The sequence below is a fragment of the Streptococcus handemini genome (assembly GCF_040984445.1).
Taxonomy (GTDB): domain Bacteria; phylum Bacillota; class Bacilli; order Lactobacillales; family Streptococcaceae; genus Streptococcus; species Streptococcus handemini.
The window spans coordinates 68,912-89,874 of record NZ_JBFRYH010000001.1; the positions used below are offsets into that span (position 1 = coordinate 68,912).

The window sequence follows — 20,963 nt, forward strand, 5'->3', positions numbered from 1 at the left end:
CTAATGATTGAAATTGATGAAACAGTACGTTTAAGGCGTGGGCAACCAGATGATAGCGAAGCTCTTATGTGGTATCAGGATCAAGAAATGGTTTATCTTGTGGATGGAGTGAGGGAAAGCTACAGTCTTGAAAAATTACATCGAATGTATGCTTACTTGGATCAGGTAGGAGAGCTTTACACGATTGAAGTTCAAGATGAAAAGGGCTGGAAGGCAATTGGAGACGTCACCTTTTCACAGCATGATTTGCCAATTGTAATTGGGGATTCAGCCTATCGGGGACAAGGGTTTGGGAAAAAGATTGTTCAGGCTCTAGTTGTAGAGGCCAAAAAACGAGGGTATTCCTCACTACATGTCAGGGAAATCTATAAGGAAAACTATGCCTCTCAGAAATGTTTTACCGCTTGCGGATTTCAGATTCAAAGGGAGACAGAAAAAGGGGACTCGTATAGACGAGAATTATAATAGGTTAAGAAAATGGTCAGAGGACTTGGAAGTCCTCTGACCTATTTTTGTTAATTATCAGATGTATTTGAGCTAATTTTTCCCTAAAAATGCTTTTTTTAGAAAAAATAGACAAAAATCATTGACAAAACATCAGATGAATTATACAATAAAGATACAACAAAAGCGCTTTCAATTACTGTTGTAGAAAAATAAAGAAAATAGGAGATTTTCAAATGGACAAAACAGTTGAACAAAGAACAGCTGATGTAACCTATAATCGAGCAAAATTATGGCAAATTATTTTATTTGCTATGAATAATACATCTACAAATATTTATTTAGTGGCCTTTAGTTTTGTAACGTATTTTTCAACCGGTGTCCTAGGACTAGCTGTTTTGTTTGTTAGTCAATTGATGGGTTATATTCGTATTTTTGATGGATTTATTGATCCTGCTATCGGTGTTCTGATTGATAAGACAGATACTAAATTTGGGAAATATCGTCCTATCTTAGTATTAGGAAATATCATTACCGCCCTATCGTTTGTGTTCTTATTCAATATTCATCATTTTGGCAATTCCATGACAATGCCGTTGTTTATTGTTGCGTTACTTGTTCACAAGGTTGGGTATTCTTTGCAACAAACAATTACCAAAGCAGGTCAAACAGCCCTTACCAATGATCCGAAACAACGTCCAATGTTTAATATTGTGGATGGAATTATGACGGCAATGCTGTTTTCAGGAAGCCAAATTGTGATTTCTAGCATCCTTGTTCCAAAGCATGGTGGCTTTACAGAAGGTTTCTTTATGGAATTGATGGTTGGTGTTATTACCATTTCAGCAGTCTTGGCAGTTCTTTCTGTTATTGGAATTTGGCAAAAAGATAATAAAAAATTCTTCGGTTTAGGTGAAGAAAAGACACAGAAAACAACCCTCAAAGACTATTGGAAAATTATTAAAGGCAATCGTCCTTTACAAGTCTTATCTATTTCAGCAGCCCTTGTAAAATTTGTTGCGCAGTTACTTGGTGACTCTGTTGTTATTGTGATGTTATTTGGTATTTTATTTGGAAATTATGCTCTTTCTGGAGTGATTTCAGGCTTGATGGTGATTCCAAATATTTTGGTTATAGTATCGGCTGCAAGTATTGCTCGAAAAAAAGGATTACGTAGAGCCTATGTGCTTTGTTTGCAAATTGGGATTGTGGTTATGCTATTGTTAGGAGCTTTGCTCCACTTTGGTGATGTTGGATCACTTGACTTAGTAAAATGGAATCTTTACAGTATTGTTTTTGTTGTCCTTTATGCGTTGCGATATTTTGCGAGTGCACCTGCTGGTCTAGTCTTAACTATGGGTGCAGATATTTCTGACTATGAGACATCTGTTTCTGGTCGTTATGTATCAGGAATGATCGGAACAATCTTCTCATTGACAGATTCGATTGCTTCTTCGTTTGCTCCAATGGTAGTTGGCTTTGTCTTAGCAGGAATTGGTTTTGCAAAGGAATACCCAACGGCAGAAACACCATTGTCACCAGCATTAAAGGGTGCAATTATTGCCTTGCTAGTCTTTATACCAGTAGTTATGCTTGTGATTTCATTGATTCTGATGAAGTTTTACAAGTTGGATCAGGTAACTATGGCGCAAGTACAAGAGAAAATTCATGTCATGAAAGCAGCTAAAGACGAAGAACGTGTCCAAGCGATTGCGAAAAATGTACCGCTATCAGATATGGATTATGTCGATGTTACCAAATATGAAGTTGGGGAAGAATAAGAGACTATTAGAATAATGATAGCCTGGCAATAATAAGCTAGGCTAATTTTTTCAGGAGGCTAAGAAATGAAGAAAGTAGTAGGTTTGGGCGAAATATTATTGCGCTTATCTCCACCAAATTATCAGACCATGCTCCAAGCTAGTTGTTTGGAATGTCAGTTCGGAGGATCGGAGTTAAATGTCCTTGCAACTCTGGCCCAGCTAGGACATTCGGTTTCACTAATTTCAGCAATCCCTGATAACGAACTTGGAAAAATGGCAGAGCATTTCTTATTTGCTCGTCAAATTGAGCAACAATATCTTATCAAGCACCAAGGGCGCTTGGGACTATATTATTACCAAAAAGGCTTCTCTGTTCGTGCTAGTCAGGTGATTTATGATCGGGAATTTTCTTCTTTTTCACAAGCGAGCTATCATGATTACCTGTTAGAAGGAGTCTTTGATCAAGTAGATTGGTTCCACGTGAGTGGTATCACAGCAGCCTTGAATGATGCCACCTATGAATTGACCTACCGATTGATGAAAATGGCCCAAGAAAAAGGTGTAAAGATTTCGTTTGATTTGAATTACAGGGCAAGTCTATGGAATTCCTTTGCCGAAGCAAGAGAAAAATTATCTCCTCTAATTGAACTTGCCAATGTCTGTATTGGTTTGGAGCCTATTTTACTATTGGATGAACAGGGTCGTGATTTGAAAGATGAATTACGGCTAAAACCACCATATGAAAATAAGGAAGACTTGTTGAAAGTTCTAGTAGCGATTGAGGAACGCTATCAATTGGATGCGATTGCTTTTACCCAACGTGAAATGGGCTATTCGAATGAGTATCGATTAAAGGGATTCTTATATGAGGGGCAAACTCTGTATGAAACAGAAAAAGAAACGATTCAAGTTTTGGATCGCGTTGGAACTGGAGATGCTTTTACAGCAGGGATTATTTATGGTTGTTTAATGGGTCAAGAAGGACAGCAAGTTTTGGGTACAGCTATGGCAAGTTTTGTCTTTAAGCATACGATAGAAGGCGATGTCAACATGATTACTCCTTTGGATATTCATCACTTGTTGGCTCACGACTCTTATGAAATAAAAAGATAGAAAGAAGGTAAGCTATGTTATATCCAATTAGTACAAAATCAAGAGCAGTGCATAGTTTAAATGGTGTGTGGCGCTTCATGCAGGGCTCTCACTCTCCACAAGAAGTGCTTTCAACAAATGAGATTATGGTGGTTCCGACATCTTTTAATGATGTTGTAGTTGATAAAAACAAGCGATCTTATATTGGTGACAACTGGTATGAGACAGAGTTTTCTATTCCGCGTCTTAATAGCAAAGAGGAATTGGTGATTCGTTTTGGATCGGTGACACATCATGGTACAATCTACTTGAATGGGCAATTCTTAGGTGAGCATAAAGGTGGGTTTACACCATTTGAGTTTGTTGTTCCAGAGGAACTTTATCAGGAAGAAACAGTCCGCCTGACTGTTTGTGTCAATAATGAACTGAACTACACAACCTTGCCTGTCGGAAATTATATTGAAGAAGTGCAAGAAGATGGTTCTGTTCGTAAGAAAGTGCTAGAAAATTTTGATTTTTACAATTATGCGGGAATTCATCGCAATGTTCATCTCTATACCCGTCCTAAAAATCATATCCAAGATATCATCATTACCAGTCAATTGTCAGAAGATTTATCAGAAGCTGTAGTCACAGTAGGTGTTAAAAATGTCGCACCTGTAGAGGAGATTCGTATTACTATTTTTGATGAGGATAAAAAAGTAGTCGGAGTCCTTGAAGACGCTCAACTTCAGATTGAAGACCCTCGTCTTTGGGAGGTACTGGATGCTTATCTTTATACCGCGCGTGTTGAGTTATGGGAAAAAGGAGAACTTGTAGATACCTATACAGAATCATTTGGAATTCGTAGTGTCAAAGTTGAAAATGGTCAGTTCTTAATCAATCAGAAACCATTTTATTTTAAAGGATTCGGAAAGCATGAAGATACCTATATCAATGGTCGTGGGCTAAATGAAGCTGCAAATCTGATTGATTTGAATTTGCTAAAAGAAATTGGTGCGAATTCCTTCCGCACATCGCACTATCCGTACTCTGAAGAGATGATGCGCTTAGCAGATCGAATGGGAATTGTTGTGATTGATGAGGTCCCAGCCGTAGGTTTATTCCAACAATTTAGTGCAGCTTTAGATTTGATAGGAGATGGCGAAAAACAGCGCAATACATGGGAGTTGATGCAGACAAAAGAAGCGCATGAACAGGTCATTGATGAATTGATTGCACGGGATAAAAATCACCCTTCAGTTGTCATGTGGGTTGTCGCAAATGAACCTGCTAGTCACGAGGATGGAGCGAGAGTCTACTTTAAACCACTCATTGAGCGGATGAGAGAAACAGATCCACAACATAGACCTGTTACATTGGTCAATATTATGATGGCAACTCCTGATAAAGATCAGGTGATGGATTTGGTCGATGTGATTTCCTTGAATCGTTATTATGGCTGGTATGTTCATCATGGCGATTTATCTAAAGCAGAAAAAGGTCTTCGAGAAGAATTGTTGACATGGCAATCACTGTATCCGGATAAGCCGATCCTCATTACTGAATACGGAGCAGATACCTTGCCTGGCTTGCATTCGATGTGGGATATTCCATACACAGAAGAATACCAAGTTGACTATTATGCGATGAATCATGATGTATTTGATGAGGTGTCAAATTTAGTCGGAGAACAGGTTTGGAATTTTGCTGATTTTGAAACAAATGTGATGTTGATTCGTGTGAAAGGGAATCACAAGGGTCTCTTTTCACGAAATCGCGAACCAAAACAGGTTGTCCGTGAATTTAAAAAGCGTTGGCTAGCGATTCCTCACTATCATTATAAGTCAAAATAAGCTATAATGGTGTGGAAAGTAACTTTTTCCAAGGAGGAATAAGATATGTCAAGACCTTTAGTCGAAAAAACAGCAGATCGATTGCTAGAATTGATTTTAGAGCGTGGCTATCGCATAGGAGATAAATTACCGAATGAGTATGAATTGGCTCAAGATTTAGAAGTGGGGCGTTCTACGATTCGTGAAGCGGTCAGAAGTTTAGCAACTCGTAATATTTTAGAAGTACGTCAAGGGTCTGGAACCTATATTAGTTCTAAAAAAGGAGTGTCTGAAGATCCACTTGGCTTTTCTTTAGTACGCGATAGGGTGAAATTAACGACTGATTTATTTGAACTACGCTATTTATTAGAGCCTCGGATTGCGGAGAGAGTGGCTCAGTTTGCTTCGGCTGAAGATATTGTACGTTTGGAAGAAATCGTCTATGCTATTGAGGATGCGGTTCATCGAGGAGATGATACCCATTTGGAATTAGATGTGCAATTTCATAGTATGTTAGCGGAAATGAGTGGCAATATTGCCATGACCAGTTTGCTACCTGTTATCAATCAGTCGATTCATTTAATCAATGAAAATTACACAAATCGTCAGATGAAAGAAGATAGCCTAAGAGCCCATCGTAATATTTTGACAGCAATCAAACAACGGCATCCTTTAGCCGCTTATGATAGTATGTTAGCCCATATAGTTGCGGTTAGACAGGCTGTTTTGACAGAGTGGTTTGATAAAGATTTAACCATTCATGGTCTACATTCTGAGTGAAAAATAGATTGATTCATAAGTCTTCAAGAATTTCTTGGGGACTTTTTTTATTTTTTTAAGGATTTTTCTTGACAAGTCATCTGATGAATTATATACTATAGATATAGTGATAGCGTTTTCTAACGAGAGGAGAAATCATGTTAAAACAACTAAAAGAAAATTATTTTTTCGCTGTTATCCGCGGAAAAGATGAGAATGACGCCATCGAGATTGCTCGGCATTCTATTTTAGGTGGAATCAAAAATATTGAAATTACTTTTTCTACGCCAAATGCAGCTCAGGTCATTGCTGAGTTGGATCAAGAGTTCTCAGATGATTTATCCGTTATAGTCGGGGCCGGAACAGTCATGACAACTGACTTAGCACAGGTAGCGATTGATGCTGGAGCGAAGTTCTTAGTAAGTCCGCATTTTTCGGAAGCGATTCAGGATTTAGCTGCCCAACATGATGTCTTTTATTTTCCGGGATGTGCAACGGCAACTGAGATTGTTGCTGCACAGACGGCTGGTTGTCAGATTATTAAGCTATTTCCAGGTGGTGTATTAGGTCCTAATTTTATTAAAGATATTCATGGGCCAATTCCTGAAGTGAATCTGATGCCTTCAGGTGGTGTGTCCGTCGCAAATGTTGCAGATTGGAAGAAGGCAGGAGCTTGTGCTGTTGGAATTGGTTCAGCTCTTGCAAGTAAAGTGGCTGAATTAGGTTACGAGAGTGTCACAAAAATTGCACGTTCTTTTGTAGAAGCAGTGGAGGAATAAGATGGCTTTTAATGATTCGTCATTTATGTTAAAAAATCAACCTGCTCATCAATTGTATGATCAGATTAAACATCTCCCTATTTATGATTTTCATTGTCACCTAGATCCAAAGGAAATCTATGAGGATAAAGTCTATGAGGACATTGTCGATTTGTGGTTAGGTGGTGACCACTACAAGTGGCGCCTAATGCGGGCAAATGGTATTCCAGAAGAAGAAATTACGGGATCGGCTTCTAAATTAACAAAATTCAAGGCTTGGGCTAAGACAGTCAGCAGAGCTTACGGCAACCCTCTTTACCATTGGAGTCACTTGGAATTAAAGCAAGTCTTTGGAGTGACAGAACTACTAACAGAGGACAATGCAGAAGAGCTCTATGAGCAGTTGAATGCATTTTTAAAGAATGGAAAAGTCAGTCCGAGAAAGTTAATTAGGGACTCTAAGGTGACCTTTATTGGGACTACTGATCATCCTTTAGATGACTTAGAATGGCATAAACGGTTGTCAGAGGAAGAAGGATTTGACACAATTGTGGCACCGACCTTTCGACCAGATGAGGCCTTTGTTGAACATCGAAACTTTGGAGATTTTGTCCATCGATTAGAAGAAAAGACGACCACTACAATTTCTGACTTTGATAGTTTTGTTGCAGGGCTTGCTGATCGCGTTGCCTATTTTGCACAAGTAGGCTGTCTAGCAAGTGATATTAGTTTTACAGAGATTTGTTTTGAACCGGCAAGCAAAGAAGAGCTAGATGAGATTTTGCGAGCTACAAGAGAAGGAAAAACTCCAAGTTTAGTAGCAGTGAGAAAATGGCAAACGGGTCTATTTAGAGAATTGTGTCGCTTGTATAAACAGCATGGTTTTGTCACTCAAGTCCACTTTGGAGCGCTGCGGAACAATCATACAGCCTTATTCCAACGCCTCGGTGCGGATATAGGAATTGATTCAATTGGGGATCAAACAGCCTTGACCAGTCATTTGAACAAGTTGCTAGATGATTTGGTGGAAAGGGATTGGTTACCGAAGATGATTTGGTACAATCTGAACCCGACTTATAATATTGCCTTGGCAAATACCTTGGCGAATTTTCAGGCAAATGAAAAAGGGATTCGAAGTCAATTACAATTTGGAGCAGGTTGGTGGTTTAATGACACCAAGCTCGGTATGATTGATCAAATGAATGCTTATGCAGAGCAAGGACTGTTCGCAAATTTTGTGGGTATGCTAACAGATTCTAGAAGTTTCTTATCTTATCAACGGCATGATTACTTTAGAAGAATTTTAGCGTCCTACGTTGGGCAATGGATAGTTGATGAAGAAGTGCCAGAAGATTACCAGACACTAGGAAAAGTTGTCCAAGAGATTTCGTATTTTAATGCACAGAAATTTTTTGAAAAATAAATGAGGTAACACGATGAAAATGTCCTTTCGTTGGTACGGGAAAAATGATCCCGTCAGTTTAGCAGAAATCAAAGCAATCCCAGGTATGCAAGGGATTGTCACAGCAGTTTATGATGTTCCTGTTGGTCAGGCTTGGCCGTTGGAAAAGCTCTTGGAATTGAAAAAAATGGTAGAAGACGCAGGTCTTGAAATTACTGTTATTGAGTCTATTCCTGTTCATGAAGATATTAAGCAAGGAAAACCGAATCGGGATGAATTGATTGAGAATTATAAGACATCTATTAAGAATGTAGGTCTAGCTGGAATCCCTGTTGTGTGTTATAACTTTATGCCAGTATTTGACTGGACTCGCTCTGATTTGCATCATCCACTTCCTGATGGTTCTACTTCTCTTGCTTTCTTAAAAGAAGATTTAGCAGGGGTAGATCCTGTGGCAGATGATTTGAATTTGCCAGGTTGGGATTCTTCCTACTCGAAAGATGAGATGAAGACGATTATTGAAAACTATCGTCACAATGTGTCAGAAGAGGATTTATGGAAAAATCTAGCTTATTTTATTCAAGCAATCATTCCAACAGCTGAGGCAGCTGGTGTAAAAATGGCGATTCATCCTGACGATCCACCGTATGGTATCTTTGGACTTCCGCGTATCATTACAGGTCAAGCAGCTGTTGAGCGTTTCCTTGACTTGTACGATTCGCCAGCTAATGGGATTACCATGTGTGTCGGCTCTTATGCTTCTGATCCCAAAAACGATGTTATTGCGATGACCGAATATGCTTTGAAGCGCAATCGGATTAATTTTATGCATACTCGCAATGTAACAGCAGGTGATTGGGGCTTCCAAGAAACAGCTCATCTGTCACAGGCGGGTGATATTGATATGAATGCGGTTGTGAAACTGTTGGTTGATTATGATTGGGATGGTAGCTTGCGTCCTGATCATGGTCGCCGTATCTGGGGAGATCAGACCAAGACCCCAGGCTATGGGCTTTATGATCGAGCTTTAGGAGCAACCTATTTTAATGGTCTTTATGAAGCCAATATGAGAGCAACTGGGAAAGTGCCAGATTTTGGGATTAAAACAAAGACAGTAGGCCAAAAATAGGAGGAAATGCCATGTCAAAAGTCATTGAATTTAAGGATAAAGTGGTGGTAGTCACAGGTGCAGGAGGTGTTCTATGTGGCTATTTAGCGAAAGAATTTGCAAAAGCAGGTGCCAAAGTTGCTTTGCTCGATTTGAATGAAGCAGCAGCTCAACAATTTGTAAATGATATTGTAGCTGCAGGAGGAATTGCAAAGGCCTACCAATCAAATGTTCTGTCAAAAGAGAATTTGGAAGAAGTTCGTCAACAAATACTGGCTGATTTTGGTCCAACAGACATCTTAATCAATGGAGCAGGAGGGAATAATCCGAAAGCGACAACAGACAATGAGTTCCACGAGCTAGATTTACTAAGTGATACAAAGACCTTCTTTGATTTGGATGAAAGTGGCATCAATTTTGTCTTTAACTTGAATTACTTGGGAACCTTACTTCCAACACAAGTCTTTGCGCAAGATATGGTTGGACGAGCAGGAGCGAATATTATTAACATTTCAAGTATGAATGCCTTTACACCTCTGACAAAAATTCCAGCTTATTCTGGAGCTAAGGCAGCGATTAGTAATTTTACTCAATGGTTAGCTGTCCATTTTTCTAAAGTGGGTATTCGTTGTAATGCGATTGCACCAGGGTTTTTGGTAACGAATCAAAATCGTGGATTGCTTTTTGATGAAAATGGTCAACCAACGGCTCGTGCTCACAAAATTTTAACCAATACGCCAATGGGGCGTTTCGGTGAAGCAGAAGAATTAGTAGGCGGAGTCTTCTTCCTAGCAGATGAACATTTGGCTAGCTTTGTCAATGGTGTAGTCTTACCGATTGACGGTGGTTTCTCGGCTTATTCAGGGGTGTAAAGATGAAAACAGAATATGTCTTTTGTGTAGACTCGGACGGCTGTGCCATGGATACGATGACCTACAAGCATCAGTTATTTTTCGGTCCATTGGCGACTCAATTTTTTGAGGTGCCAAATAAAGAAGCTTTTTTGAAAGAGTGGGATAATATCAACCTATACTCTCGCACAAGAGGTGTCAATCGCTTCGTCGGATTGGTGATGGGGCTAGAGTATGCAGGTCTGGATGGTATCGATGCTTTGAAGCACTGGGTAGCCACTACCTCATCACTATCAAATGCGTCGTTAGAGAAGGCATTGGCTCAGCAACCATCGGATGATTTGCAGAAAGCATTGGATTGGTCTAACGAGGTTAATCGACAAATTAAATCTTACAAGGGAGAGGCACTCGCTTTTACAGGTGCTCGTTCGGGTTTGGCAAAACTTCACGAACTTGGGAGAGTCTATGTGGTTTCTTCAGCCAATCGTGAAGCTGTCGAAGAGGAATGGCGCGATCAAGGTTTACTAGAGCATGTCGATGAGCTGTATTGTCAAGATCGTGGGAAAAAAGAAGATGTTATTGCAAGCTTGTTACAAGATGGCTACTCAAAGACTCATCTGCTAATGGTGGGAGATTCTCCAGGTGATTTAGCAGCAGCTGAGCAAAATCAAGTAGCATTTTATCCTATCTTAGTTGGTAAAGAAGCAGCATCTTGGAAAGAATTACAGGAAACATTTTCGCCAGCTTTTGTCGCTGGGCAGGTAACAAAAGAAGGTTTGGAAAACCTAAAAGAAGCGTTTTGGAAACATTTAGACTAGGAGTGATAATATGACACATTTAGTAGACTTGACTAAAAAGCCTTATAACCTCAATCAAGCAGCTATTGATTGGGTAGAAGAAACCCTTGCAAATATGACTCTAGATGAAAAAATTGGTCAACTTTTTGTGAATATGGGGTCGAGTCGTACAGAAGAGTATCTAACTCAGGTTATGACAGATTATAAGTTTGCGGCGGTAAGGTATGCTCCTGGTCCAGCAGCGGATATTTGGGAGCAAAATTACATTTTACAAACCAAATCAAAAATCCCTCTATTAATTGCGGCTAATACGGAATCAGGAGGAAATGGAGCTGTCACTGATGGAACCAAAATTGGTGATGAGGTGAAAGTTGCAGCTACCAACGATCCCAAGTATGCTTATGAATTGGGGCGCATTGCTGGACTCGAGGCCTCAGCGGTAGGATGTAATGCCTCCTTTGCTCCTATTATGGATCTTAGCCGTAACTGGCGCAATCCTATTATTGCTAATCGTACATGGGGAGCTGAGGTTGAGCAAGTTATCAGCCTTTCAAAAGAATACATGCGTGGTATTATGCAATATGGCATTATTCCTTTTGCTAAACATTTTCCTGGCGATGGTATTGATGAGCGAGACCACCATCTTTCATACGCATCTAACCCCATGTCAAAAGAAGAGTGGATGGAAACCTTTGGTCGTATTTATGGAGAAATGGCTGAAGCGGGTCTTCCAGGTATTATGGCAGGTCATATTCATCTACCGAATGTTGAAAAAGAAATGCACCCTGAACGTGATTTGGATGATATGCTACCAGCATCGCTTAATAAAACACTTCTTGATGAACTTCTACGAGGTGAGTTGGGCTATAATGGAGCCATCGTAACCGATGCATCTCATATGGTTGGTATGACTGCGGCACTCCCACGTCGTGAACTGTTGCCAACAGCGATTGAAGCTGGATGTGACCTCTTCTTATTTTTCAATGATCCTGATGAAGATTTCCGTTGGATGAAGGAGGGATATGAAAAGGGGCTCTTAACAGAAGAACGTCTGCACGATGCTATTCGTCGTACCTTAGGATTGAAAGCAAAACTTGGCTTACATCAATTTGAAGGTCGCCGAGAAGAGATTTTGCTTCCAAAAGAAGAAGCACTAAAAATGATTGGTACAGACGAGGCCAAACGTCTTTCAGATGAAGTGGCTGATAAGGCAATCACGCTGGTGAAAGATAAACAAAAAGATATTTTCCCAATCACACCAGAACGCTATAAACGCATTCTTTTAGTCGAAGTTGACGGCTATAAAGGTGGTTTTGGAGCCTTGATCAACCAAGGCAAGAAACGTGCTTCTGATACTCTAAAAGAGTTACTTGAAAAACGTGGACACGAGGTTTCAATTTGGGAAAATACAGAAGAACGGATTAAAAAGTTGCCAGAAGAGGAACGTCCAGCAGCTATTCAAAATGTCTATGCTTCTAAACGACCAATCGCTCAAATCACAGATCATTATGATTTGATTATCAATATTGTTGATGTCAATTCTGGTGGTACTACCCAACGTATTATTTGGCCAGCGGCTAAAGGAACACCAGACCAGCCATTTTATGTCCATGAAATCCCAACAATTGTCGTGTCAGTCCAACATCCATTTGCCTTGGCAGATATGCCACAAGTTGGAACTTATATCAATGCTTATGATAGCTTACCAAATACTATTGCCAGTTTAGTTCAAAAACTGGCAGGCGAATCTGAGTTTTCAGGAGTATCAAGTGTAGATCCTTATTGTGGTTTAATTGATACGCGTATTTGGCGCTCCTAATTAGATGAAAAGATTGGTTTCATTTATCTTGAGTTGATGAGCTATCAATGTTTATCACCATAATTCGAATACGATTGAAGCTCTTCTAGATAAATTGGAAGGAAAAGCTGATTTTCAAAGTCTTCCAAATGAGCATGTTTGGACTAAAAAATGTCAAGCAAAATTATAGCAAGCAAAAACTCCTCTATTTTGATGAGAGGAGTTTTCTAGTCTTGCCAAATCTTCTTAATTCTGCTAGAATGGAGGTAGCGCTCAGAGGAAATAAATCGATGAATTTCCGTGAGTAGAATTGAATAGAAGTCTGCAAGACTAGTACATCTAGGGAAACTGTCTAGGGAGATGAGCCGTGACTGGAAGCTCATTCAGTGAAAATAGGTCGAATTCACTTGCACATGGACTTACAAATAAAGGTTTGCAGAGCTGCAGATGAAAACGGATGGTACCGCGTGACAACGCTCCGATTGGGTGTGGTCATGCGTTTTTATTTTGGAGGAAATATGTCAACAATTGAACAACAATTAGCTGAATTAAAACAATCAACACTAGATGAATTGAAAAAGATTCGTCATGAAAATGCCAAGGAATTACAAGACTTACGGGTTGCTGTCTTAGGGAAAAAAGGGTCTTTGACAGACCTATTGAAAGGACTCAAGGATCTCTCGAATGATATGAAGCCGATTATCGGAAAACAGGTCAATGAAGTTCGTGATGTCTTGACCAAGGCTTTTGAAGAAACGGCAGTCCTTGTCGAAGCAGAAAAAATCAAAGCCCAACTAGCTCAAGAATCAATTGATGTAACCTTACCAGGACGAAGTGTCAAACAAGGTTATCGTCATGTGTTGACCCAAACGAGTGAAGAAATTGAAGATATTTTCTTAGGAATGGGCTTCCAGATTGTTGATGGTCTTGAAGTAGAAAAGGACTATTACAACTTTGAGCGGATGAATTTGCCAAAAGATCACCCAGCTCGTGATATGCAAGATACCTTCTATATTACTGAAGAAATCTTGATGCGGACTCATACCAGTCCTGTACAAGCACGGACCATGGATCAGCATGATTTTTCAAAGGGTGCTCTCAAAATGATTTCTCCGGGGCGTGTTTTCCGTCGCGATACAGACGATGCAACGCATAGTCATCAATTCCACCAAATTGAGGGCTTGGTTGTCGGAAAAAATGTCTCAATGGGTGACTTGAAGGGTACGCTTGAGATGATTATCAAAAAAATGTTTGGTGAGGATCGTCAGATTCGCCTACGTCCTTCGTATTTCCCATTTACAGAACCATCCGTTGAAGTGGATGTATCCTGCTTTAAGTGCGGTGGCGATGGCTGTAATGTCTGCAAAAAGACTGGTTGGATTGAGATTTTAGGGGCAGGAATGGTTCACCCACATGTGTTAGAAATGAGTGGTATTGATCCTACAGAATATTCTGGTTTTGCCTTTGGTTTAGGTCAAGAACGGATTGCGATGCTTCGTTACGGAATCAATGATATTCGTGGTTTCTACCAAGGAGATAGCCGTTTTTCTGAACAATTCAAGTAAGGTGTTGCGATGATTAGTGCAGTTGAGAAAAAAGACCTACCTTTGCTCCGTAAAATGGCCATGCAAACCTTTCGCGAAACCTTTGGTGCCTTTATCAAAGAAGCTGATTTGGAGTATTTTTATACCCATGATTTAGCACTTGAGACCTTGGAAAAAGAATGGGAAAATCCAGAATCAGCCCATTACTTTGTCCTTCATGACGGGCAGCCAGTTGGATTTTTAAAGGTGAATTGGGGAGAAGCCCAGACTGAGCATGAACTAGAAGACGCGTTTGAAATTCAACGTCTCTATGTGTTGCAGTCCCACCAAGGCTATGGTTTGGGAAAGGCCTTATTCGAATTTGCCCTTGAAAAAGCAGTGGCAGGTCAGTTTACCTGGGCATGGCTAGGAGTTTGGGAGAAGAATTTTAAGGCTCAAAATTTTTATTTCAAGTATGGATTTGAGCGCTTTGGGGAGCATGAGTATGTGACAGGAGATACGGTGGATATTGACTGGCTTTTGAAAAAGCGGATCAGAGAAGAAAAATGAGGAAGTACGATGTTAGTAAGTTATAAATGGTTAAAAGAATTAGTCAACATTGATGTGCCGAGCAAGGAATTGGCCGAGAAGATGTCAACGACAGGAATTGAGGTAGAAGGTGTTACTTCTCCTGCAGCTGGCCTGTCAAAAATTGTAGTAGGAGAAGTCCTCTCTTGCGAGGATGTGCCAGATACACACCTTCATGTCTGCCAAGTAGATGTCGGTGAAGAAGCACCTCGTCAAATCGTCTGCGGAGCACCGAATGTCCGTGCAGGAATCAAGGTTATGGTGGCTCTTCCTGGGGCACGCATTGCTGATAATTACAAGATTAAAAAAGGGAAAATCCGTGGATTCGAATCGCTTGGTATGATTTGTTCTCTAGGCGAGTTGGGAATTTCTGACTCGGTGGTGCCAAAAGAGTTTGCGGATGGGATTCAGATTTTGCCAGCAGATGCAGTCAATGGAGATGAAGTCTTCTCGTATCTTGATTTGGATGATGAAGTGATTGAGCTATCTATCACGCCAAACCGTGCGGATGCCCTTTCCATGCGTGGGGTAGCTCATGAAGTGGCAGCAATCTATGATCAGGCTGTTCAGTTTAAGGAATTCCCTCTTGTAGAAGTAGAGAAAAAGGCGAGCGATGTGATTGAGGTAGCAATTGAATCTGAAAAGGTTGCAACCTACCGTGCACGTGTGATTGAAAATGTGACCATTGCACCGAGTCCTCAGTGGTTGCAAAACCTCTTGATGAATGCAGGGATTCGTCCGATTAACAATGTGGTCGATGTGACCAACTATATCTTGCTCTATTTTGGACAACCCATGCACGCTTTTGACCTAGATAAATTTGAAAGCAAGACCATTGTGGTGCGTGATGCAAGAGACGGGGAAACCTTGGTGACCTTGGATGAAGTCGAGCGTGAATTGGTCGCAGATGATATTGTCATTTCCGTTGCCGATAAGGCGGTTGCCCTCGGTGGTGTCATGGGTGGTGCTGCAACAGAGATTGATCCTCAATCGACAAATGTGGTGTTAGAAGCAGCGCTTTTTGACGGAAAATCAATCCGTAAAACGTCTGGTCGTTTGAATCTTCGCTCGGAATCCTCTTCTCGTTTTGAAAAAGGGATTAATATGGCTGATATCGCAGCGGCTATGGATACGGCAGCCAGTATGATTGCAGCATTAGCAGGGGGTCAAGTCCTATCAGGTGTTGTTTCTGCAGGAGAAGTAGAGACCAGTCCCGTAGCGGTTTCAGCTAGTCTAGATTATGTCAATCGTTCCTTGGGAACCAGTCTAGTCTATAGCGATATTGCAGAAATTTTCCGCCGTTTAGGGATGGAGATTACAGGCGATGATGTCAGCTTTACTGTTCAAGTGCCACGTCGCCGTTGGGATATTCGCATTCCGGCAGACTTGGTTGAAGAAATTGCACGGATTTATGGCTATGACAATCTGCCAACCACTTTGCCAAAAGAAGACGGAACAGCTGGTGAATTGACAGCTAGCCAAAAACTTCGCCGTCAGATTCGCAGTCTAGCAGAAGGAGCAGGCTTGAGCGAGATTATCACCTATGCGCTGACCACTCCTGAAAAAGCAGTTGAATTTAGCTTAGAACCAACAAGCGTAACGGAATTGATGTGGCCGATGACAGTCGATCGCTCTGCCCTGCGTCAAAACATGATTTCAGGTATGCTAGAAACAGTAGCCTATAATGTAGCCCGCAAAAATAAAGACTTGGCCTTGTATGAAATCGGAAAAGTCTTTGAACAGACAGGTGATCCACATCAAGATTTGCCACAAGAAATCACGAAATTCGCCTTTGCTTTGACAGGATTAGTAGCAGAAAAGGATTTCCAAACCGCAGCAGTCCCAGTTGATTTCTTCCATGCTAAGGGAATTGTAGAAGCCCTATTTGCCAAGTATTCACTTGAGGTTAACTATGTGGCAACTAGTAGCCTAGCAGCGCTTCATCCTGGACGAACTGCTCAGATTGAGCTAAATGCTCAGGTGATTGGGTTTGTGGGGCAAGTGCACCCGCAGCTAGCGAAAGACTACGGTATTCCAGAAACCTATGTGGCAGAAGTCAATGTCGATGCGCTAGAAGCTGCGCTTCAACCAGCTCAGCCATTTGTTGAGATTTCAAAATTTCCAGCAGTTAGCCGTGACATTGCCCTTTTGGTAGATCGTGATACGCAACACCAAGCCATTCTTGATGCCATTGCAGGTGCCAATGTGAAACGGTTGACCAAGGTAAGCCTCTTTGATATTTATACTGGTAGCAACATTGAGGCAGGTAAAAAATCCATGGCTTATAACTTGACCTTCCAAAATCCACAGGATAGCCTAACGGATGAGGAAGTGGCCAAGTATATGGAAAAAATATCTGTAGCTCTTCAACAATTGGGTGCAGAAATTAGGTAGAGATATGGAACAGGCAACTATTCGACAAAAATATTTCAGACAAGGTCGATTGGTGACCATTCCCAAAAAAGAAAAAGCCAAACTACAACTATTTCATTATTTTCAGCAACAATTAGCCCAGCAAGGTCAACAGTTTACGTAAAAAGAAATCAATGATTTTTTCAAGATCTATTACGATGACACGGCTATTTTGCGCCGATACTTAGTTGGTTACGGCTTTTTAGAGCGTGATTCCTATGGAAAAATCTATACAATAGGAGAGAGAAATGGGCATTTGGATGAGATGCGGTGAAATTTTCAAGTTTTGAGGTAGTACCCCATCGCCAGAATTTCATCAGATTTACCACAGGATTTGTAAAATAGGACATAATTAAAATAATATGAAAGGGAGTTGATAGTAGTATCAGCTCCCTTTCGCGTGTTAAAAAGCCATCAGTCAATGCTACTGATGGCTTGCTTTGTGTGCTTATTTCATCGTTGGGAAGAGCAATACATCACGGATTGTGGTCGTATCAGTCAAAAGCATGCAGAGGCGGTCGATTCCGATACCGAGTCCACCTGTTGGGGGCATACCGTACTCAAGGGCTTCTACATAGTCGTAGTCAATGCCAGTCGCTTCGTCATCTCCCAATTCTTTGGCCTTGGCTTGTGCCTTAAAGCGTTCCAATTGGTCGATTGGGTCGTTCAACTCAGTAAAGGCATTTCCATATTCTTTGGTCATGATAAAGAGTTCAAAACGATCAGTGAAGCGGTCGTCTTCTGGATTTTTCTTAGCAAGTGGCGACACAGCCACAGGATGTCCGTAGATAAAGGTTGGCTGGATAAGGGTATCTTCTACAAATTCTTCGAAGAAGGCATTGATGATTTGACCAACTTCGGTATAATGCTTTTCAACTGGAACCTTATGCTCGTTTGCCACAGCTTTTGCTTCTTTAAAGGTCATCTCTTGCCAGAAATCAACCCCTGTTTGTTCCTTGATCGCATCAACCATGTGAAGGCGTTTGAAAGGAAGGTGGATATTGATTTCTGTACCTTGATAGGTGATTGGTCCATCTCCGACCACAGCTTTTGCAGTATGCTGGATGATACCTTCTGTCAAGTTCATGATATCAAGGTAGTCTGCATAGGCTTGGTAGACCTCAATAGATGTAAACTCAGGGTTGTGAGTAGCGTCCATTCCTTCGTTACGGAAGATACGACCGATTTCATAGACACGTTCCATACCACCGACGATCAAGCGTTTCAAATGCAATTCTGTTGCAATCCGTAGGACCATGTCAATGTTTTGGGCATTGTGGTGGGTAATGAATGGACGGGCAGCAGCGCCACCAGCTTCATTATGAAGAACAGGAGTTTCAACTTCTAAGAAACCAAGTCTATCTAAGTAACGGCGGATTTCTGAGATGACTTTACTACGCGTCACAAAGCGGTCAAAACTCTCGCGGTTTGAGATCAAGTCTAAGTAGCGTTTGCGGTAGATGGTTTCGGTATCCGTTAAGCCATGGAATTTTTCTGGCAACGGGCGAAGAGCTTTTGACAAGTGGGTCAATTTGTGGGCATGAATGGATAATTCTCCCATATTGGTCCGCATGATGTCTCCCTCAACCCCGATAAAGTCTCCGAGGTCAGCTTTGTTGAAGAGTTCATAGTTTTCTTCACCGACATCATCTTTACGGACGTAGATCTGAATTTGGCCTTCGCGGTCCTGGATGTGGGCAAAGCCTGCTTTTCCCTTTCCTCGTTTTGTCATCATACGTCCTGCAATGACAGCAGTAGCGCCTAATTCAGCCAAATCTTCCTTGCTTTTATCTTCGTATTGTGCTTTTAATTCTGCTGAATTAGCTGTTCGTTCGAATCGTTTTCCGAATGGGTCAATACCTTTTTCACTAAGAGCCACCATTTTTTCACGGCGAACGAGTTGCTGGTCATTTAATTCTTCAAAATGTTCATTTGACATAGTTGTTTCATTCCTCCAAAGTCTATCTCATTCATTCTAGCATAAAACCCCAAAAAAATCAGCTAGGATAGCTAATTTTTTCTATTGTATACATGATTTTCATGGGTTTAGTTAGTCAGCTTTGACAATCAAATCCGCAAATTCTGCTCCGACAAAATCAGCTAATGCTTGGCTATCCATTCGGATAGAGCGGCCAATTTCTCCAGCTGATACGATGATTTGTCCCAATTCTAAGGCAGATTGATCGATATAGATTGGAAAACTATGCTTTTGACGAATACCGACAGGATTGTTAGCACCATGGACATAACCAGTTGTTTTTTCCAAATCTTTTTGGGGAATCATGCTGACTTTTTTATTACCAGAAATCTTGGCTAGTGCCTTTTCTGAAAGGTGTTCTGTGATAGGAACAATGCCAATAACGGGGCCTGTCTTATCACCGATTAAGGCAAGTGTTTTGTAAATCTGATGTTTTTCCACATCTTCTGGCAATTTGCCTTCGAGTGCGTTGATTTCAAGACTATCATGACCAAGACCTGCCTTATCTAAAATTTGGTCTACCAAGGTTTTTTTGAGTTTCTTTTTCTTGGACATTACTTGTATTTCTCCTCCAATTTGCTCATCCAGAGACCTAGCCAAATCCCCAGTGCAAAGAGAAGTAGAGCAAGAAGCCAGGTTCCAATCCCTGCGCCAGCGTAGGAAATAGACTCTTCGTTTCCGGCTTGGGGAATGAGGATTAAGATGGTGCTAGACAAAACAATTCCGATAATGAAGTGATACACTCGGGAATGGTAATGCTTGAGGGCAAAGTCCATCGCTTTTGAAAAGGCTAGCATGGCAAGGACACCACCTATTGCGATAGGTAAGAAGGTTCCAATCAAATCAAGCGATTTAAAGCCATTGAGCATAGGGGTGTAAATACCCAAAATGAGAAGAAGATTGGAAGGACTGAGGCCTGGCACCAAAATACCCAAGGCAATCAAGGCTCCTGCCAAAACAAAGCTAGCAAAAGTGGCTGGCAAGGTTCCCACTAAATCATTTAGGAAATAAAGTAGTAAACCAGATAGGAGAAAGGTTCCGCATAGCCAAGCGAGGTCAGCCGTATCTCGTTTGCTATGCTGGGTGGATTCCTTGATGAGACTGGGAATCGTTCCGACAATAGCTCCCGCAAATCCCCATAAGACGATGACCTGATAGTGCTCCAAGAGATACTCAACAGGATAGGAAAAGAGAGCAATTCCCAAAATTCCTCCAACTCCTACTGGAATGAAGAAGAGGACATTTTCAATAAAATTCTCACGAATATGGGCAAGAAAACGAATCATCCGTTCGTAGATTCCCAAAATTGCTGCTAATACGCCTCCCGATACACCAGGTAAGATAAAACCAAGGGCAATAATCATTCCCTTTACAACTCTTGCAATCCAAGATGCCATAGTTTCCTCCATAAAAATAAGGTATAATAAATCTAACTGAAACGTAAAACGTTCAAAACGATTCCATTATACCATATTTTATTTTTGTAAGATAGGTCAGAGACTTATTTATCACGACAAACGCATGAAACGGTCTTCGGCTTTTTTCTACCTCAAACACTTTTTTGATTTAAAGTAATCGTTTTAAATACTGGTCAAAGGATAGACTAAGGACATATTTCTTACGACGCATGCTCATTTTCTTTCCAAAATCCAACCGTTTTAGGACAGCTAGGCAGAATTTGTCCATCACATTCAAATTAAACGCTAACTGCTTGTTCAAAGTTTTATTCGCATCTTCTCGAAAAACAATATCTAATAACCAATGCATACTCTCTATCTGCCAATGACCTCGTACATAGTCGCATAATTCCTTCGCACTAACCTGACTACTCAAGATAAAGTAGCGTGTTTCTTCACCCTCTTGACTACTCTTGGTC

General features: G+C 40.9%; 20 protein-coding genes. 16 read left to right on the plus strand and 4 right to left on the minus strand.

Going from position 1 to position 20,963, the window contains the following annotated elements; translation table 11 throughout:
• Positions 1-3: 3 nt before the first annotated feature.
• The 16 genes from ABPH35_RS00350 to ABPH35_RS00425 all read left to right on the plus strand — a co-directional run bounded on the left by ABPH35_RS00350 (position 4) and on the right by ABPH35_RS00425 (position 17,383).
• The gene (locus tag ABPH35_RS00350) at positions 4-465 is read left to right on the plus strand and encodes a GNAT family N-acetyltransferase (RefSeq protein WP_368849447.1); all 462 of its coding nucleotides are present in this window, start codon (positions 4-6) and stop codon (positions 463-465) included.
• 215 nt (positions 466-680) lie between these two features.
• Positions 681-2,225 carry an MFS transporter gene (locus ABPH35_RS00355; protein WP_349987844.1) on the plus strand — a complete coding sequence of 515 codons (1,545 nt, stop codon included), beginning with the start codon at positions 681-683 and terminating at the stop codon, positions 2,223-2,225.
• A 66-nt stretch (positions 2,226-2,291) separates the two neighbouring features.
• Positions 2,292-3,320, plus strand: a complete 1,029-nt coding sequence (locus ABPH35_RS00360) for a PfkB family carbohydrate kinase (RefSeq protein WP_368849448.1) — start codon at positions 2,292-2,294, stop codon at positions 3,318-3,320.
• 14 nt (positions 3,321-3,334) lie between these two features.
• Positions 3,335-5,134, plus strand: a complete 1,800-nt coding sequence (gene uidA / locus ABPH35_RS00365) for a beta-glucuronidase (RefSeq protein WP_349987842.1) — start codon at positions 3,335-3,337, stop codon at positions 5,132-5,134.
• Positions 5,135-5,179: 45 nt separating this feature from the next.
• On the plus strand, positions 5,180-5,893 hold the full coding sequence (locus ABPH35_RS00370) for a FadR/GntR family transcriptional regulator (protein WP_349987841.1): 714 nt from the start codon (positions 5,180-5,182) through the stop codon (positions 5,891-5,893).
• A 137-nt stretch (positions 5,894-6,030) separates the two neighbouring features.
• The gene (locus ABPH35_RS00375) at positions 6,031-6,651 is read left to right on the plus strand and encodes a bifunctional 4-hydroxy-2-oxoglutarate aldolase/2-dehydro-3-deoxy-phosphogluconate aldolase (protein WP_349987840.1); all 621 of its coding nucleotides are present in this window, start codon (positions 6,031-6,033) and stop codon (positions 6,649-6,651) included.
• A gap of 1 nt (position 6,652) precedes the next feature.
• Positions 6,653-8,053 carry a glucuronate isomerase gene (gene uxaC / locus ABPH35_RS00380; protein WP_349987839.1) on the plus strand — a complete coding sequence of 467 codons (1,401 nt, stop codon included), beginning with the start codon at positions 6,653-6,655 and terminating at the stop codon, positions 8,051-8,053.
• Between the two features lie 13 nt (positions 8,054-8,066).
• Positions 8,067-9,161, plus strand: coding sequence for a mannonate dehydratase (gene uxuA / locus ABPH35_RS00385; protein WP_349987838.1), 1,095 nt, complete (start codon positions 8,067-8,069; stop codon positions 9,159-9,161).
• An 11-nt stretch (positions 9,162-9,172) separates the two neighbouring features.
• On the plus strand, positions 9,173-10,012 hold the full coding sequence (locus ABPH35_RS00390; protein WP_349987837.1) for an SDR family oxidoreductase: 840 nt from the start codon (positions 9,173-9,175) through the stop codon (positions 10,010-10,012).
• Positions 10,013-10,014: 2 nt separating this feature from the next.
• On the plus strand, positions 10,015-10,809 hold the full coding sequence (locus ABPH35_RS00395) for an HAD family hydrolase (protein ID WP_349987836.1): 795 nt from the start codon (positions 10,015-10,017) through the stop codon (positions 10,807-10,809).
• A gap of 10 nt (positions 10,810-10,819) precedes the next feature.
• The gene (locus tag ABPH35_RS00400; RefSeq protein ID WP_349987835.1) at positions 10,820-12,607 is read left to right on the plus strand and encodes a glycoside hydrolase family 3 protein; all 1,788 of its coding nucleotides are present in this window, start codon (positions 10,820-10,822) and stop codon (positions 12,605-12,607) included.
• 497 nt (positions 12,608-13,104) lie between these two features.
• Positions 13,105-14,151 carry a phenylalanine--tRNA ligase subunit alpha gene (gene pheS / locus ABPH35_RS00405; RefSeq protein ID WP_349987834.1) on the plus strand — a complete coding sequence of 349 codons (1,047 nt, stop codon included), beginning with the start codon at positions 13,105-13,107 and terminating at the stop codon, positions 14,149-14,151.
• Positions 14,152-14,160: 9 nt separating this feature from the next.
• Positions 14,161-14,679 carry a GNAT family N-acetyltransferase gene (locus ABPH35_RS00410; protein WP_349987833.1) on the plus strand — a complete coding sequence of 173 codons (519 nt, stop codon included), beginning with the start codon at positions 14,161-14,163 and terminating at the stop codon, positions 14,677-14,679.
• Between the two features lie 9 nt (positions 14,680-14,688).
• Entirely contained in the window at positions 14,689-17,091 is a 2,403-nt protein-coding gene (gene pheT, locus ABPH35_RS00415; RefSeq protein WP_349987832.1) for a phenylalanine--tRNA ligase subunit beta, read from the plus strand.
• A gap of 4 nt (positions 17,092-17,095) precedes the next feature.
• Positions 17,096-17,233, plus strand: coding sequence for a hypothetical protein (locus tag ABPH35_RS00420; protein WP_349987831.1), 138 nt, complete (start codon positions 17,096-17,098; stop codon positions 17,231-17,233).
• Positions 17,234-17,239: 6 nt separating this feature from the next.
• Positions 17,240-17,383 (plus strand): DUF2087 domain-containing protein, encoded by a 144-nt coding sequence (locus ABPH35_RS00425; protein ID WP_349987884.1) that lies wholly within the window; start codon positions 17,240-17,242, stop codon positions 17,381-17,383.
• A 174-nt stretch (positions 17,384-17,557) separates the two neighbouring features.
• Here the strand turns inward: ABPH35_RS00425 and lysS are convergent, their stop codons facing one another.
• The 4 genes from lysS to ABPH35_RS00445 form a co-directional block, all read right to left on the minus strand.
• Complete coding sequence (lysS, locus tag ABPH35_RS00430) at positions 17,558-19,048, minus strand: lysine--tRNA ligase (protein WP_349987830.1); 1,491 nt, start codon at positions 19,046-19,048, stop codon at positions 17,558-17,560.
• Positions 19,049-19,159: 111 nt separating this feature from the next.
• Complete coding sequence (locus tag ABPH35_RS00435) at positions 19,160-19,642, minus strand: aminoacyl-tRNA deacylase (RefSeq protein ID WP_349989663.1); 483 nt, start codon at positions 19,640-19,642, stop codon at positions 19,160-19,162.
• Complete coding sequence (locus ABPH35_RS00440) at positions 19,642-20,484, minus strand: DUF368 domain-containing protein (RefSeq protein WP_349989662.1); 843 nt, start codon at positions 20,482-20,484, stop codon at positions 19,642-19,644. The genes ABPH35_RS00435 and ABPH35_RS00440 overlap by 1 nt, the downstream gene beginning before the upstream one ends.
• A gap of 169 nt (positions 20,485-20,653) precedes the next feature.
• The coding region (locus ABPH35_RS00445) for an ISAs1 family transposase (RefSeq protein ID WP_349988132.1) at positions 20,654-20,963 on the minus strand (310 nt) is incomplete at its 5' end.